General features: G+C 34.6%; 17 protein-coding genes and 1 riboswitch. Of the genes, 5 read left to right on the top strand and 12 right to left on the bottom strand.

Annotated elements, in window-relative coordinates:
* Nucleotides 1-51: 51 nt before the first annotated feature.
* The 6 genes from HMPREF3270_RS02405 to HMPREF3270_RS02380 form a co-directional block, all read right to left on the bottom strand.
* A complete protein-coding gene (locus HMPREF3270_RS02405) occupies nt 52-600 on the bottom strand; it encodes an ECF transporter S component (RefSeq protein WP_002480989.1) in 549 nt (182 codons plus the stop codon).
* A 59-nt stretch (nt 601-659) separates the two neighbouring features.
* Nucleotides 660-795: riboswitch (FMN riboswitch) on the bottom strand.
* 112 nt (nt 796-907) lie between these two features.
* Nucleotides 908-2,665: an ATP-binding protein gene (locus HMPREF3270_RS02400; RefSeq protein ID WP_002480990.1), complete on the bottom strand. Its 1,758-nt coding sequence runs from the start codon at nt 2,663-2,665 to the stop codon at nt 908-910.
* A complete protein-coding gene (locus HMPREF3270_RS02395; protein ID WP_002480991.1) occupies nt 2,649-3,371 on the bottom strand; it encodes a response regulator in 723 nt (240 codons plus the stop codon). The genes HMPREF3270_RS02400 and HMPREF3270_RS02395 overlap by 17 nt, the downstream gene beginning before the upstream one ends.
* 320 nt (nt 3,372-3,691) lie before the next feature.
* Nucleotides 3,692-4,426: a pseudouridine synthase gene (locus HMPREF3270_RS02390; RefSeq protein ID WP_023015179.1), complete on the bottom strand. Its 735-nt coding sequence runs from the start codon at nt 4,424-4,426 to the stop codon at nt 3,692-3,694.
* On the bottom strand, nt 4,419-4,967 hold the full coding sequence (gene scpB, locus HMPREF3270_RS02385) for an SMC-Scp complex subunit ScpB (protein ID WP_057510490.1): 549 nt from the start codon (nt 4,965-4,967) through the stop codon (nt 4,419-4,421). The genes HMPREF3270_RS02390 and scpB overlap by 8 nt, the downstream gene beginning before the upstream one ends.
* Nucleotides 4,957-5,688: a segregation and condensation protein A gene (locus tag HMPREF3270_RS02380; RefSeq protein ID WP_023015178.1), complete on the bottom strand. Its 732-nt coding sequence runs from the start codon at nt 5,686-5,688 to the stop codon at nt 4,957-4,959. The genes scpB and HMPREF3270_RS02380 overlap by 11 nt, the downstream gene beginning before the upstream one ends.
* A 102-nt stretch (nt 5,689-5,790) precedes the next feature.
* Between HMPREF3270_RS02380 and HMPREF3270_RS02375 the strand changes: the two genes are divergently transcribed.
* Nucleotides 5,791-6,303: a DUF309 domain-containing protein gene (locus HMPREF3270_RS02375; protein WP_070848350.1), complete on the top strand. Its 513-nt coding sequence runs from the start codon at nt 5,791-5,793 to the stop codon at nt 6,301-6,303.
* A 23-nt stretch (nt 6,304-6,326) separates the two neighbouring features.
* On the opposite strand, the gene xerD is transcribed toward HMPREF3270_RS02375, so the two are convergent.
* The 3 genes from xerD to HMPREF3270_RS02360 all read right to left on the bottom strand — a co-directional run bounded on the left by xerD (nt 6,327) and on the right by HMPREF3270_RS02360 (nt 8,349).
* A complete protein-coding gene (gene xerD / locus HMPREF3270_RS02370; protein WP_002480996.1) occupies nt 6,327-7,226 on the bottom strand; it encodes a site-specific tyrosine recombinase XerD in 900 nt (299 codons plus the stop codon).
* Between the two features lie 22 nt (nt 7,227-7,248).
* Complete coding sequence (locus HMPREF3270_RS02365) at nt 7,249-7,701, bottom strand: ferric iron uptake transcriptional regulator (RefSeq protein WP_070848351.1); 453 nt, start codon at nt 7,699-7,701, stop codon at nt 7,249-7,251.
* 105 nt (nt 7,702-7,806) lie between these two features.
* The gene (locus HMPREF3270_RS02360) at nt 7,807-8,349 is read right to left on the bottom strand and encodes an NUDIX domain-containing protein (protein ID WP_070848352.1); all 543 of its coding nucleotides are present in this window, start codon (nt 8,347-8,349) and stop codon (nt 7,807-7,809) included.
* An 85-nt stretch (nt 8,350-8,434) separates the two neighbouring features.
* Here HMPREF3270_RS02360 and HMPREF3270_RS02355 point away from each other — a divergent pair, with 85 nt between their 5' ends.
* Complete coding sequence (locus tag HMPREF3270_RS02355; RefSeq protein WP_002480999.1) at nt 8,435-9,343, top strand: aldo/keto reductase; 909 nt, start codon at nt 8,435-8,437, stop codon at nt 9,341-9,343.
* A 109-nt stretch (nt 9,344-9,452) separates the two neighbouring features.
* Here the strand turns inward: HMPREF3270_RS02355 and HMPREF3270_RS02350 are convergent, their stop codons facing one another.
* Nucleotides 9,453-10,214, bottom strand: coding sequence for an SDR family NAD(P)-dependent oxidoreductase (locus tag HMPREF3270_RS02350; RefSeq protein ID WP_176745468.1), 762 nt, complete (start codon nt 10,212-10,214; stop codon nt 9,453-9,455).
* 133 nt (nt 10,215-10,347) lie between these two features.
* Here HMPREF3270_RS02350 and proC point away from each other — a divergent pair, with 133 nt between their 5' ends.
* The gene (gene proC / locus HMPREF3270_RS02345; protein ID WP_002481001.1) at nt 10,348-11,157 is read left to right on the top strand and encodes a pyrroline-5-carboxylate reductase; all 810 of its coding nucleotides are present in this window, start codon (nt 10,348-10,350) and stop codon (nt 11,155-11,157) included.
* A gap of 54 nt (nt 11,158-11,211) precedes the next feature.
* Here the strand turns inward: proC and rnz are convergent, their stop codons facing one another.
* Entirely contained in the window at nt 11,212-12,132 is a 921-nt protein-coding gene (gene rnz / locus HMPREF3270_RS02340) for a ribonuclease Z (protein ID WP_070848353.1), read from the bottom strand.
* A 137-nt stretch (nt 12,133-12,269) separates the two neighbouring features.
* Here rnz and zwf point away from each other — a divergent pair, with 137 nt between their 5' ends.
* Together zwf and HMPREF3270_RS02330 are read left to right on the top strand one after the other, a co-directional pair.
* Nucleotides 12,270-13,754 (top strand): glucose-6-phosphate dehydrogenase, encoded by a 1,485-nt coding sequence (zwf, locus tag HMPREF3270_RS02335; protein ID WP_002481003.1) that lies wholly within the window; start codon nt 12,270-12,272, stop codon nt 13,752-13,754.
* A gap of 135 nt (nt 13,755-13,889) precedes the next feature.
* Nucleotides 13,890-14,744: an AraC family transcriptional regulator gene (locus HMPREF3270_RS02330; RefSeq protein WP_057510488.1), complete on the top strand. Its 855-nt coding sequence runs from the start codon at nt 13,890-13,892 to the stop codon at nt 14,742-14,744.
* Between the two features lie 65 nt (nt 14,745-14,809).
* On the opposite strand, the gene gndA is transcribed toward HMPREF3270_RS02330, so the two are convergent.
* Nucleotides 14,810-16,219 (bottom strand): NADP-dependent phosphogluconate dehydrogenase, encoded by a 1,410-nt coding sequence (gene gndA, locus HMPREF3270_RS02325; RefSeq protein WP_070848354.1) that lies wholly within the window; start codon nt 16,217-16,219, stop codon nt 14,810-14,812.
* Nucleotides 16,220-16,223 lie beyond the last annotated feature (4 nt).

Raw genomic sequence — 16,223 nt, 5'->3', positions numbered from 1 at the left:
TTATTAGAAGTCAGAACATTTATGTCCCGACCCCGTTTCTTTAGTTTGTTATTAATAACGCAGTGCTTTCTTTAATCGTTTATATAACAATAAGAAAACGATAGATACTACGATACCTTTAATAATATTGAACGGTATAATACCAGATACTATTATGATTTTTAAGTTTTTCATGACATCGCTTAAGTTCATAATCATACCGTATAGCGGTAATAATACGAAGTAGTTTAAAACACTTAATACCAATGTCATGACGATTGTACCTACAATGAGGCCAATGATGATATTGAAGCGGCTTTTAACGGCTTTGCTGACATAGTACGCAGTTAATAATAAACTTACTGCTGCTACAAAGTTTGCTAAAGGCCCAATTGGATCTCCCATGTTAAATAAGAAATTCAATAAGTTTTTAATCAATTCGACGATGATGCCTGCTATAGGTCCAAAAATAAAGGTTGCTAATAATGCAGGTACATCACTAAAATCTAAAGTTAAGTACGGAGGCAAAAATGGTAAAGGAAATTTGATAAACATCAAAATAAAAGCAATTGCACTCAACATACTTATGACGATGAAACGTTTGTTGTTTTGTTGATTCATAAAGGCTCCTTCCATTCATCTACGTGAATAGGAGGATTTCATTGCACAACAAATAAACCCTCCATCTTCTCCCATCCAGACTATACTGTCGGCTCTAGAATCTCACTAGATCAGCCATATCTATCAATCGATAAATACAGGTCGCAGGCTTAAATTACTGCCGGTTGGGAATTGCACCCGATCCCGAAGATGAATTTCATTAATATTTTATTTTCCTATTTATTGTAGCCGATTTATCTTAAAAGTTCAATCCGATTGCTTAACTAGGAAAATAAAAAAACTTGGGCGAAACGCCCAAGTTAAATGATTATGCTTCATGATGATGTGGTTTTGGTAATTTAATAATGAAAGTCGTGCCTTTACCTAATTCACTCGTTAAATTAATTGTACCTTCTTGTGCTTCTATAATCATACGACTGATGAATAGACCAAGTCCTGTTCCCTCTTTGCCGCGTTTTCTAGAAGCATCTACTTTATAGAATCTATCGAAAACTAATTCTACATGTTCAGGTGCAATACCACTGCCAGTATCTGAGATATATAAAATATCGTAATTATCATCTTCGCCAGTTGTGATTTTAATGGAATCTCCAGGACCAGTATATCTTGTCGCATTATCGACTAGGTTTGTAAGTACTTGTTCCATTCGATCCGAATCATAGAACCATAATTGGTTGTGTGTCTCTGGCGCGAGATCTATATCAATTTCTAATTCACTTGCTTGTTGACGATATTTCAACTGCATGCGATCAAGCAATTGGCTGATAGGTTGCACTTCTTTGTGAATAGATAAGCCTTCAGCATCCATTCTCGCAACATTTAACAACTCATTGACTAATCGATTCAAACGTTGTGTCTCATCTAAGACAATAGAAAGCGAATCTCTAATTTCTTCAGGTTCTGAAACTACACCGTCTACAATCGATTCCGTATAACCTTGCAATAAGGCAATTGGTGTTCTGAGTTCATGTGAAACTGTCGCAATAAAGTCTTTTTTCATTTGATCCAGTTTGTGTTCATTTGTCATATCTCGAATGATTGCGACAATACCACTGCTGCCGTTTGGTTGGAATTGATCAATATAACTCATAATTACCACATAATAACGGTTATTGACTTCATATTCTTCAAACTGTGTTTCCTTATCTGTGAAAGTATTATTCATTTGTTCAACGAATAATGCTTTGTTTTCTCCATCAAGCTCATTTTCCATTTGCTGAGCGAGTTGGTTAGATAGGATGATTTCCCTATTTTCATTAATACCCAATACACCTTCAACCATCGAATTGATTAAACTTTCTCTAATATTTTTAGAAGCTGAGATTTCATCAATATGACGTTGGATTTCATTGCTCATCAGGTTGAATGAGTGTGCGAGTTCACCTATTTCATCTTTTGTATGAATATCGTTCACTAAAGAATAATTGCCTTTAGAAACGCCGGTTGCTTGGGTTCTGAGTTGGCGAAGCGGTTTTGTGATTCGTGATGATAAGAAGAAAGCGAATACAGTGGTCACGATTAAGAAAATAACCGCTGTAACAAGTATGATAATGGTAATAACATTATTTGTATCATCGATGCTTTTTAGGTCTTGGTAAATAAAGACTGCACCATTAGGATGTGTGTTATCAACTTTTGTTGGATATCCTACTAAAACATACGTATGTTTTTGACCATCAACAGTCATTTTAATATGTTCAGATGCTTTTTGTTTATTGTCGAATACTTGCGCAAAGTCTTTATCTTTTTGAATCACATCCATCATTTGTTCTTTGAATTTTGAATGTGAGTTATAATATTCATCCTTTTTATTTTTCATTATAATCAAACCGCTTGGGCCTTCGATAAGCATTTTACTATGTTTGATAGCTAATGATTTATTATCTGACTCCTCTAGCAGATTACTGATACGATGTGCATCGTTGACTAAAGAATGTTCAGTATCTTGCGTATAATACTGTTGGATGAATGTGATTAATGCAGCACTAAGTAAAATTAAAACTGTCGTTACTATTAAAATAATAGTTAACCACAGTTTTATGACGACATTATTGAGTCGTTTCATCGTTGTTGTCGACCTCAAATTTATAACCAACGCCCCATACAGTTTGAATCATTTGAGCTGCATCTTTTGAGACACGGTTTAATTTTTCTCTGAGTCGTTTAACATGAGTATCTACAGTACGCAAGTCTCCATAGAACTCATAATGCCAAACATCTTTTAATAATTGTTCACGGTCGAATACTTTGTTAGGTGTTTTCGCTAAGAAAATTAATAATTCGTATTCTTTAGGTGTTAAATTGACTTGTGTACCATCTGCAAGTACACGGTGTGCATCATTATCAATAACCAAATGCTTAAATTCTATTAAATCTCTAGCATGTGGTTCATTTTGATCTGAAGTTGCTGTTAGCGTGCGTCGTAATAAAGCTTTTACTCTAAGTACGACTTCTCTTGGAGAGAATGGTTTGACGATATAATCATCTGCACCTGATTCAAATCCTTCTACACGGTTCGTTTCTTCCCCTTTTGCAGTTAACATAATGATTGGAGTTTCTTTGTACTCTCTCAAACGGTTTGCAACTTCAATACCATCGATTTCGGGAAGCATCAAGTCTAACAAGATACAAGCATAGTCATGATTTAAAGCTAAATCTAATGCTTCTTTGCCGTCTCGAGCTTCTTCGATATCAAAAGATTCTCGTTCTAAATATAATTTTAATAGTCTGCGAATTCTTTCTTCATCATCAACGACAAGAATTTTTGTCATAATTTTATGTACCTCCCATATGAGCATTCAACAATAGTTGTCCAATAAGTATAGACAGACAAGTCCTAAAACATCATAAACATCATGAATGATTTCCTGTATTGATAAAATATCTGTCATAACTTTCTCGGATTTAATAATTTGAGTATCGTCTTCGTATTTTTATTATATATAAAGGTTGTAAAAAAAGACGATTTTTCACTACAAAGCATATTATAACATAAGCATATATCAACAAGTTAATTGTAACCTTGTGAATAAAAATAGATTAACATAATTTGTGCATAATTTCACAAACTTTTATGCTGTTGCTACAAGTTTTAACCATTTGCGGCTAAATTGCGAAGTTTTTTCACTTCATGTGGCGTTAAGACACGTCCTTCTCCAGCGTTCAAGCCTTTTAATGTCAGACCACCCATTTCAATACGCGTCAATTTTGTTACTTCATGACCGAAATGTTCGAACATACGACGTACTTGTCGATTTCTACCTTCTGAAATTGTAATTTCAACAAGTGTTGTATTTTTTTCTTTATCTTGATTTTTAATTTTAACTTCTGCTGGATGTGTTTTTCCGTCTTCTAATTGAATTCCTTTTTCAAGTTGTTTCACTTCATCGCGCATCAAATAACCTTTTAATTTAGCTACATATTTCTTTTTAATTTTATAACGAGGATGTGTCATTAAGTTTGTAAACTCGCCATCATTAGTTAAGATAAGCAATCCAGATGTATCGTAGTCTAAACGGCCAACTGGATAAATACGTGTTTCTAAGTCTTCGAAATAATCAGTTACGACTGTTCTGCCTCGATCATCAGATACACTTGTGATAACTTGTGCTGGTTTGTAGAATAAAATATAAAGTTTGTCTTCTTGTTCTAATTTAACGCCTTCAACTTCAACATTATCTGAAGGTTTTACTTTAGTACCTAATTCAGTTACAGTTTCCCCGTTCACTTTAACTTTACCTTCTGTAATTAATGTTTCTGCTTTTCTTCTAGACGTATAACCGCTATTTGCGATACGCTTTTGTAATCTCTCTAATTCTTTACTCATTATTATCTCCTTTTTGGTTAATTAAATTGTTGAAGAATGATTCTATTTCTTCTTCCTCTTCTTCGGTCGTTGGTAATTCATCTATATTTTTCATGCCGAATACATTTAAGAATAACGGCGTAGTATATAATTGTTGGCTTCTTGAATTGTCTTCATCTTTAGCTTCGATTAACCCTCTAGCAATCAATGTTTTGGCAGCACCATCAGAATTAATTCCTCGTATGACTTCAATATCACTTCTTGTGACAGGTTGGTTGTAAGCAATGATTGAAAGGACTTCCATGGCTGCTTGAGACAGTTTCATATTAGATTGTTGCTTCACAAGTTGTTCGATATAATCAGCTAATGCTTGTTTAGTTGTCAGAACTAATGTGTTTCCATATTGATGAATCATGAGTCCGGGTGATTCATAGTCAGCTACTAATGCAAGCAATTCTTCCTCAGAGATATCTAATATGTCTTGCAGCTGAGTTATTTCTAACCCCTCATCCCCTGCTGTATATAATAAACCTTCTAATATTCCGATTTGCTTAAGCGCCATAATTTACACCTCGAGTTATATTAATGTCTGCGAATTCTTTATCTTGTGTAATTTGAATAATGCCTGATTTAGACAATTCTAAAATTGCTAGAAAATGTGTAACGACATGCTCTGTTGTCTCTTTAAAAGTGAACAAACTGAAGAAATTAAATGACGTTGCTTTTGCCAAACGTTCAGACACTTGTGTTGACGCTTGTTCAATCGTAAATGTTTCTTTTTGGATAGTAACTTGTCTCGGCGTGTCAAATGAAGCTCTAGTCTTGATACGTTGATACGCCATAATTAATTCAGTCAGGTCAATCGTATGGTTTTCATCCCATAATTCTGCAGTTTCTAAATGACTTAAGTCAGTTGGATGTTTACTATAGTACTGTTCCCTTTGAACTTTCATTTCATTTAGAAATTCAGTATATTCTTTGTAGTTTTGATATTCTATTAATCTTCCTACTAGATCTTCACGAGGATCGTCTAAGTCTTCATCTTCTAGATCTGGTTGTTGCGGCAATAACATTTTGCTTTTAATCATAAGCAGCTCTGATGCTACAACTAGGTATTCACTTGCAATATTAATTTCTAATTGTTTCATCGCATGAATATAATTCATATATTGTTCGGTTAAAGCTTTCATGGGAATATCATAAATATCAATTTCATATTTATGTATCAAGTGTAATAATAAATCGAGCGGCCCATTAAAAGCATCTAGTTTAACTTCGTACATCCATTTGTATCTCCTTTAATTGCAAGTCGCATTTGTCATTCAGTACAATATTATACATCAATCATTATAAGAATTAAACGAGAAACAAGGAGCGCTTAACAGATGAAACAAGCATTAATCGAGTTTTACTATCAGTTCCACACTAAACAACATTATTTTTTGTGCCATGATATTTTAGAAGACGCATGGAAAGCTCAATCTCATTTCACGAAACAAGACGCTGTAGTGAGTTTAATTTTGTGTGCGACCGGATGCTATCACTATAGACGCACAAATTATAAAGGTGCACATACATTATTTAATCGTGCTAATCGAGTTGCTCATGCGAATTATGCTAAATTAGATCAATTAGGATTAGAAAGCAGAAGTTATCTAATGTTATTACGTGAGTTAATTGAAAGTACTAATCAGGAGCTACTATTTAAACCAGTAGAATTACCTTTACTCTCAACAATAAAAAAACAAATCAAACGCATTTATCCTGATTATGCAATCATGCATCAAATTAATACACTTCCTTATATCTGCGACCATCACTTGTTAAGAGATCGTCATGAAGTTGAACAAGCAAGATTAGAAGCATTAAAACAAAATCATTTGAAACATAAAAAATAGTGCATGAACCAAATGATCATGGCTCATGCACGTGGGTGGAATTCGTTGTACATTTTTCTGATTTGAGATTTCGAAACATGCGTATAAAGTTGTGTAGTTGAAATATCAGAATGTCCTAACATCTCTTGAACTGCTCTTAAATCTGCCCCATTTTCTAGTAAATGTGTCGCAAATGAATGACGTAATGAATGGGGTGTCAGCTTTTTAGATATATTGGCTTGGACACCGTATTGTTTAATGAGTTTCCATATTCCTTGTCGTGATAAAGGTTTGCCGTGCATATTTAAAAAGAGTACGTCCGTAACTGTACGCTTTAATAATTGCGGACGAACAGTTTCGATATACTTTTTCAAATAATCAATCACCGTTTCACCTAAAGGGATAATCCGCTCTTTGCTTCCTTTACCGAATACGCGGACAAAGCCCATAATCAGATTGACATCCTCGACTCTGACATGAATCAACTCTGTTACACGCATACCCGTTGCATAAAGCAACTCTAGAATAGTTCTGTCACGATAGCCGTTGTTTTTTCCTAAATTCGGCGTTTCTAACAACGCTAAAACATCATCGACATCTAACACATCTGGTAATCTGCGTTCATATTTCGGAGTTTCAATTAAAACTGTCGGGTCTTTTGCGGCATAGCGTTCTCTGAGCGCAAATTGATGGAAGCTTCGAACAGTGGAGATAAAGCGTGCGATTGATTTTGCGGAATGACCCTCATCGTGTAAATATCCTAAACATTGTTGAATCGTCTCTCTATCAATAAAATCTATATGTTTAACCTTTTTTAATTCTAAATAGGCTTTATATTTATTTAAATCACGACGATAGGCGCCAATGGTGTTAACACTTAAACCTTTTTCAATTTGGATGAACTTTAAATATTCCTCAATAATATTTTGAAAATTCGTTTCCAATCCGTTCACCTTCTAACCTAAACTAACTCTCTTTTTTCTTTTGTTGGCACTCACGACAAATACCATGAAATGTCAAACGGTGGTCTAAAATTTTGAAATAAAATTCAGATTCTACTCTTTCTTCGACTTTTGGCAATAAGTCTTCGACAATTTCTTCAACTTTACCACATTCCATACATACAAGATGATGATGGAAGTGCTTTTCGCCTTCTTTTTTCAAGTCGAAACGTGAAACGCCATCGCCAAAGTTGATTTTATCGACGATTTTAAGTTCAGCAAGCAGTTCTAAAGTACGATAGACAGTTGCTAAACCAATTTCTGGTGCTTTGTCTTTTACTTTTAAATAGACATCTTCTGCACTGAGATGATCTTCTTCGTTTTCAATAAGCACTCTTAACGTTGCTTCACGTTGTGGAGTTAATTTGTAGGATGATTTTTGTAACTGTTGCTTCACGCGTTTTAAACGTTCTTCCACGGAAGCCTCACTCCTCTACTAATAATTATTATCATTGTAATGTAACTTAATGACTCATCTATAAATTACCAGTATTTGAGGCAAATTGCAACACATTCTCATTTGTTATTTAGAATGATTATAATGTGATAATACGTGTTGTAACGCGATTAAAGTTTTGGCATCTTCAATTTTATGATTTTGTACTAAATCATTGATTTCACCGAGACTCAACTCTACTTGTTCAACAAATTCATCTGGGTCTAGATGGACCTCGCCTTTTACTAAATCGTCAGTGAAATAAATAGCGATTTTCTCATTTGCGAATCCAGGAGAGGTATAAATATCAGCAATCAATTCTAAACTATTCGCTTTATAACCTGTTTCTTCCTCTAATTCTCGTAAAGCTGCTGATTTTGGTTCTTCCCCTTTTTCTAACTTGCCTGCTGGGATTTCTAACAATACTTGTTCAATCGGTTTACGATATTGTTTAACGAAAACTACTTTGTTTTCGTTAGTTAATGCACATACTGCAACTGCACCTGTGTGATTAACAATTTCACGTTTTGAAGTCTTGCCATTTGGTAATTGTACTTCATCTACATCTACTTCAATAATTTTACCTTTGTAGATAGTTTGTTTATTTAATGTTTTCTCTGTTAAATCCATTTGAATCACGTTCCTTTTAACTATATTGAAATACTGATAAACTAGCAGTGTTAGACAATTAAAGTGTATCGAAAGGAGTCACAACATGCAAAAGAATGTTTTGAATAGCGGTTTAGAGATTTCTGAATTAGGTTTAGGGTGTATGAGTCTTGGTACAGAAAAGAAACATGCACAAGCCATTATCGAACGTGCCATTGAATTAGGAATAACATATTTTGATACAGCAGACATGTATGACAAAGGCATCAATGAAAAGTTAGTAGGAGAAATTTTGAAACCGTATCAAAACTCAGAAGATATCGTTATCGGAACCAAAGTCGGTAACCACCTTCAACCAGATGGTACGACATTTTGGGATCCTTCTAAGAAACACATCAAAGAAAGTGTCAAACAATCATTAAAAAACTTAGGTGTCGATCAAATAGATTTATATCAATTACATGGCGGAACAATTGAAGATCCGCTTGATGAAACAATCAGTGCTTTTGACGAATTAAAACAAGAAGGATTAATTCGTGCCTATGGTATCTCTTCTATTCGCCCTAATGTTATTAAATATTATTTAGAGCACAGTCAAATTGACACTTGGATGGCACAGTATAATTTGATTGATAATCGTCCTGAAGATTTAATTCAACAAGCACATCAAAAAGGTGTTAAAATGCTCGCGCGTGGACCATTATTTAAAGGGTTACTGACAGCTGAAAGCAATACAGCGTTAGACCAAAAATTTGCGGATGGTATTTTTGATTATAGTTATCAAGAACTTGGCAGTACAGTCGCATCGCTTAAAGAAATTGAAAATAATTTATCAGCACTCACTTTCAATTACTTATTAACACAAGACGTTTTAGGTTCAATTGTGGCAGGTGCTAGTAGTGTTGAACAACTAGAAGAAAACGTGAAGAATTATCAAACACATGTGGATTTAACACGTTTACATGCCGCAAAAGAACGCGTAAAAGATTTGCATTATACAAATCATCTCAACTAAACCACTAAATCATAAATAGGAATATAAATGAATAAGACTTGTCATCTCCTCAAAATAACGTAACGTTGTTACTGAGAACTATTTTGGACGGATATGACAAGTCTTTTTATTATGAGTTTTTATTATTAAATAATTGCGGTGCCAACCTTTCAAGTGTTCTTGGTGATAATTGATAGATTTTCAAAAGTTTGTGCAACCATTTAGGGCGATTAACTTCAGCCTTTCCTTTTAACATCGCAGAAATGATATCTCTCGCTAGTACATTAGGATCTAACATAAACTTATCAACTTGTGCAGCATAATTTAGTGTAGGATCTGCTTTAGCATGAAATGGTGTACGTATCGGTCCTGCATTTACTACTGTCACTTGATAATCTGGCTGTTCCAATCTTAATGTGTTTAATACTTGATTAAATCCTGCTTTACTCGCTGCGTAGTGACCACTTGCTGTTTGGGTAGAAAAAGCTGCTAAACTACTGATACCGACTATAAAAGGATGTTGTGTAAAATAAGGTGCAAGTTGAGATAATAATAAGTTGAAATGAAGGACATTAATGGTATACGTTTCTATCATTTCCTGTTCACTATGTTGCAGTATAGGTTTAAAATATCCCAACCCTGCACTATGTATAAATCCATCGATTGGTTTTGAAAATGTGAGTTGATGAATATCTGTTGCATCATTTAAATCACAATACTTTGAATCTAATAAGTGTTGATTGACTGGAAAATGTGTTTCATTAAATTTTTCTATGTTTCTTACTAGTAAAGTCACATGAGCACCTTTGGCTAAAAGTTGTTGCGTAAGTGCATAGCCAAGTCCACTCGTGCCTCCTGTTACGATAAAATGCTTTCCTATTATCTGTTGCATTATAATCCTCCGCTCTGTATGAGTTGTATATCCGTTGAAATTATAGCCTCAAATTAACATTGTTGTGCAAAATGATTGATATTGCTATGATAAGTGTATCAATTATCAAAATATAGGGAGTGCTATTCAAAATATGAAAATTGTATTCTATGGTTCAGGCAACATGGCTCATGCTATTTTTGCAGGAATAATTGCATCTGAAGTAATCGATCCTAATGATATTTATATTACAAACCGTTCTAATGAAGCGGTCTTAAAAGGCTATGCTGACGAATTAGGCGTTAATTATAGTTATGATGACGCCGCATTATTAGCAGATGCTGACTTTGTCTTTTTAGGAACGAAACCCTATGATTTTGAAGCATTAGCTGATAGAATCCGTCCATATATTACAGATAAAAATAGATTTATTTCCATCATGGCTGGTATCTCGATACAGTATATCAGAAAACAACTTGACCATGATAACCCAATTGCACGTATTATGCCTAATACGAACGCACAAGTCGGTCATTCAGTCACAGGTATCAGTTTCTCAGAAAACTATAAGCAAGAAGATAGAAAACAAGTTATTGATATTGTCCATGCGTTTGGTTCAGAAATTGAAGTTCAAGAAGATGCGTTGCATCAAGTCACTGCGATTACTGGCAGCGGCCCTGCTTTCTTGTATCATGTGTTTGAACAATATGTAGAAGCGGGTGTCAGACTTGGTTTAGATAAAGAAGAAGTTGAAGAATCTATACGTAACTTGATAATCGGAACTGGAAAAATGATTGAGCGTTCTGATTTAAGTATGGAACAATTAAGACAAAACGTGACTTCTAAAGGTGGAACGACGCAAGCAGGCTTAGATGCTTTAGCTCAACACGATATTGAAAGTATTTTCGAAGATTGCTTCAATGCGGCAGTAAAAAGAAGTAAAGAGTTATCGAACGACGAATAAGTTAAAATTGATAAAAGAAATGCTGAGACAGTTAAATTATCTGCCTCAGCATTTTTATATTTCAAACGCATCAAAGTCTCTTACGAATTTAAATTTTAAATGTGGATAATGCTCTTGTAATTCAGCATACAACACATCGATATCACTCAGGTTATAACGGTTACTAATATGATTCAACAATGCTTGTTTCGCATGAGAATCTTCTAATAGTTTTAATACATCTGAAATATGGCTATGATGATGACTATCCGCTAATGTTCTATCACCATCAATATATGTAGCTTCATGAACAATCACGTCAACATCTTCAGAAAGTAAATATTCATTTTTACAAGGCATGGTATCGCCGAATATTGCGATTTTAGGACCTATTTTATCTGAACCTTTAAATTGTGATGAGTCATAAGTTTGATTGTTGAATACAAAAGTATTTTGTTCTTTGACTTCTTGGTATTTTGGTCCTGGTTCCATACCGATAGCTTTTAATGCAGCGACATCTATTTTACCAGGTGTGGTTGGTGCTTCAATACGGTAGCCGAATGATGGTACACCATGATTCAAAGCATATGCACTGATTGTAAAACCTTCGTGATGGTAATGTAATTGTTCATCAATTTCTAAAAATGTAATTGGATAATTTAATTTAGATAATGAGGCTTGTAATGTCATTTCAACATAGCTTTTAATACCTCTTGGCCCAATGATTGTTAAGGGTTTATCTTCCCCTCCTTGGAAAGAACGGCTTGTTAATAAGCCGGGTAAGCCGAATATATGATCACCATGCATATGGGTGATGAAAATATGGTCTACTTTTCCGAGTTTAATCGAATGATGCAAGATTTGATGTTGCGTTCCTTCTCCTACATCGAATAGCCATATTGAATTTGAATAGGGTTCTAAGTTGAGCGCTATTGCTTGTGTATTGCGTTCTTTGGTTGGCAACGCCGCTCCAGTACCTAAAAATGTAATTTCCATTATAACGCTCCTCTCTACACGTTAGTGTACCATATCTAAAATGACAAACACGAAGAAATTTAAGCATAAATGTGTTACATTAATTCTTCATAGTTTATAATAATAGCATATCTAATATAGAATTGAGGTTTTGAATCTTGAGTAATAAAAGAAAGCATATACCATGTTTGATTACAATTTTTGGAGCAACTGGTGATTTAAGTCATCGAAAGCTGTTCCCTTCACTATTCCATTTATACCAACAAGATAATTTAGATGAACATGTTGCAATCATTGGTATTGGCCGTCGTGACTATTCGAATGAGCATTTTCGCAACCAAGTTAAGTCATCTATTCAAGCTCATGTAAAAGATACAAAACACCTTGATCAATTTATGGAACATGTATTTTACTTCAAACATGATGTCAGCGAAGAACAAAGCTATGATGATTTATTGCAGTTTAGTAATCAACTCGATTCAGAATTCGGCTTACAAGGAAATCGCCTATTCTACTTAGCTATGGCCCCTAATTTCTTTGGTTTAGTTACGGATTACTTAAAATCATCTGGTTTAACTAAGACAAGAGGATTCAAACGCCTTGTAATTGAAAAACCATTCGGCAGTGATTTGGCTTCAGCTGAAAAATTAAACAAACAAATTAGAAAATCATTTAAAGAAAATGAAATTTACCGTATTGACCATTATCTTGGTAAGGATATGGTACAAAACATCGAAGTGTTACGATTTGCGAATGCGATGTTTGAACCTTTATGGAACAATAAATACATTTCAAATATTCAAGTGACTTCATCTGAGATTTTAGGTGTTGAAGACCGTGGAGGGTATTATGAATCTAGCGGTGCATTGAAAGATATGTTCCAAAACCATATGCTTCAAATGGTGGCGTTGTTAGCGATGGAACCGCCGATCAGTTTAAATAGTGCAGATATCCGTGCGGAAAAAGTGAAAGTGTTGAAGTCGTTGCAACCATTGGATTCTGAAGCGGTTCGTACAAACTTTGTACGTGGTCAATATGATGCTGGTGAAATTGATGGCAAGTATGTTAAAAGCTATCGTGAAGAAGATCGTGTCAGCGAAGACTCAATCACACCTACTTTTGTTTCAGGTAAAGTCATGATTGATAACTTCCGTTGGGCTGGTGTACCATTCTACATCCGTACTGGTAAACGAATGAAACGTAAATCTATTCAAGTCGTGGTTGAATTTAAAGAAGTACCTATGAATTTATATTACGAAAAAGATAAGCATTTAGATTCCAACTTATTGGTTATTAACATCCAACCTAATGAAGGTGTTTCTATTCATTTAAATGCGAAGAAGAACGTACAAGGTATTGAAACTGAACCAGTTCAACTATCATACTCAATGAGTGCACAAGATAAAATGAATACTGTTGACGCCTATGAGAACTTATTGTTCGACTGCTTAAAAGGTGATGCAACAAACTTTACACACTGGGAAGAATTAAAATCAACTTGGAAATATGTTGATGCAATTCAAGAAGAATGGGATCAAGTTGAACCTGACTTCCCTAACTATAAATCAGGTACTAACGGTCCATTAACAAGTGAATTGTTATTAAGTCGTGATGGATTCCACTGGTGGGACGATATACATTAATATCAGTTTAAATTTATGAAGACAAGACAGTGTCACAACATTGATACTGTCTTGTTTTTTTAACGTCTTTTTGTAGGAAAGTCATAGAAGAATACGGTATAATATAGGACAATAGTTATTTTAGGAGTGAGCAGTTTGGACGTTATCAAGCAAATACAACAGGCCATTGTTTATATTGAGGACCGTGTTTATGAGCCTTTTCATTTGCAAGATTTAAGCGATTACGTTGGCCTTTCTCCCATGCATCTAGATCAGTCTTTTAAAATGGTTGTCGGCTTATCTCCTAGTGAGTATGCAGAAGCTAGAAAATTAACGAAAGCAGCTGAAGATGTGATTGTAGGGGCTTTTCGTTTAGTAGATATCGCTAAAAAGTATCATTATGAAGATACAAATGATTTTGCTAATGCATTTAGTGATTATCATGGCATTTCCCCTATTCAAGCAAAGCTGAAGCAAGATGAGTTGAAAATGCAAGAAAGATTATATTTAAGAATAGCAACAACGGATCGTCCACCTTATACGTATAGATTAGAAAAATCTAAGGATCACGCATTAGTCGGTTATGCTAAATTTGTGAATACAGAGGACTTAAGCAATCCATTTCTTGTTGCTGATTTTTTAGAGGATTTATTAGTAGATGGTAAAATTAAAGAACTTGAACGTTATAACGATGTAAGTCCTCATGAACTATTTGTTGTAAAATGCCCACTGGAAAATGGTGTTGAATTGTTTATAGGTGTACCAAGCGAACGGTACCCCGCTCATTTAGAAAGTCGATTTTTACCCTCTAGACAATATGCTAAGTTTAATTTACAAGGTGAGATTGATTTTGCGGTTAATGAAGCATGGCACTATATTGAAACAAGATTGCAGCTGACGATGCCTTATGAAACTGAAGCTTTGTATGTAGAAGTTTATCCATTTGATATTTCCTTCGACAATCCTTTTACAAAAATTCAATTATGGTTGCCTGTTGATTTAGATGAATAATTAAAGTGAAAAGCACACTATCAGAAATGATAATCTGATAGTGTGCTTTTTATAGATTTATAAAATTATTTTTCTTCGGCCCAATGTGTATGGAATGTACCTTCTTGGTCTTTACGTTGATAAGTGTGCGCACCGAAGTAGTCACGTTGTGCTTGAATTAAGTTTGCTGGTAAGTTTTCTGAACGATAGCTGTCAAAGTAATTAATGCTCGCAGCAAATCCAGGTGTAGGAACACCATTTGCAACACTTTCAGCAACAACATCACGTAATGCTGATTGATAATTTGTTACGATCTCTTTGAAATAAGGATCTAATAATAAGTTTTGTAATTCTGGATTATTATCATATGCCTCTTTAATTTTTTGTAAGAATTGTGCACGAATAATACAACCTGCTCTCCAAATCATAGCTAAATCGCCAAGTTGTAAGTTCCATTCGTTTTCTTCACTTGCTTTACGCATTTGCGCAAAACCTTGTGCATATGAACAGATTTTACTCATATAAAGCGCCTTACGGATTTTTTCTAAGAACTCATCTTTATTACCTTCAAATTTTGGTGATGGGCCAGTTAATTCTTTAGAAGCAGCGACGCGCTCATCTTTCATTGATGAGATAAAGCGTGCGAATACAGATTCAGTAATAATTGTTAATGGTACACCTAGCTCTAATGCATTAATAGAAGTCCATTTACCAGTACCTTTTTGACCTGCTTTATCCATTACTTTTTCAACTAATGGGGAACCGTCTTCATCAAGTTTGTTGAAGATTTCACCAGTAATTTCAATTAAGTAACTTTCAAGTTCGCCTGCATTCCATTCTTTGAATGTATTTGCGATTTCAGTATGTGACATATGCAATGCATCTTTCATTAATGCATAACTTTCAGCGATTAATTGCATGTCAGCATATTCGATACCATTGTGTACCATTTTAACGTAATGTCCTGCACCGTCTGGACCAATGTATGTTACACAAGGCGCACCATCGTCAGCTTTAGCAGAAATTGCTTCTAAGATATCAGCAACTTTGTCATATGCTTCTTTTTGACCACCAGGCATGATTGAAGGACCAGTCAATGCGCCTACTTCTCCTCCTGATACACCTGTACCAATAAAGTTAATGCCGCTTTCTGCTAATGCTTTGTTACGACGAATCGTATCTTGATAGTTTGTATTACCACCATCGATTAAAATATCACCATCATCTAATAATGGTAATAAACCTTCGATTGTCGCATCCGTTGCCGGACCTGCTTTAACCATTAAAAGAATTTTACGTGGACGTTCAAGTGAATTCACAAATTCTTCTAAAGAATAAGTTGGGTGAATATTTTTGCCTTTTGATTCTTCGACCATTGTGTCAGTTTTTTCTTTTGAGCGGTTATAAACTGAGACTGTATAGCCACGAGATTCAATATTCCAAGCTAGGTTTTTACCCATTACGGCTAAACCGACTACACCAATTTGTTGCGTCATATTA

Source organism: Staphylococcus sp. HMSC65H10 (genome assembly GCF_001839185.1).
GTDB classification, from domain to species: domain Bacteria; phylum Bacillota; class Bacilli; order Staphylococcales; family Staphylococcaceae; genus Staphylococcus; species Staphylococcus simulans.
This window is presented reverse-complemented; position numbering and strand designations above follow the sequence as displayed.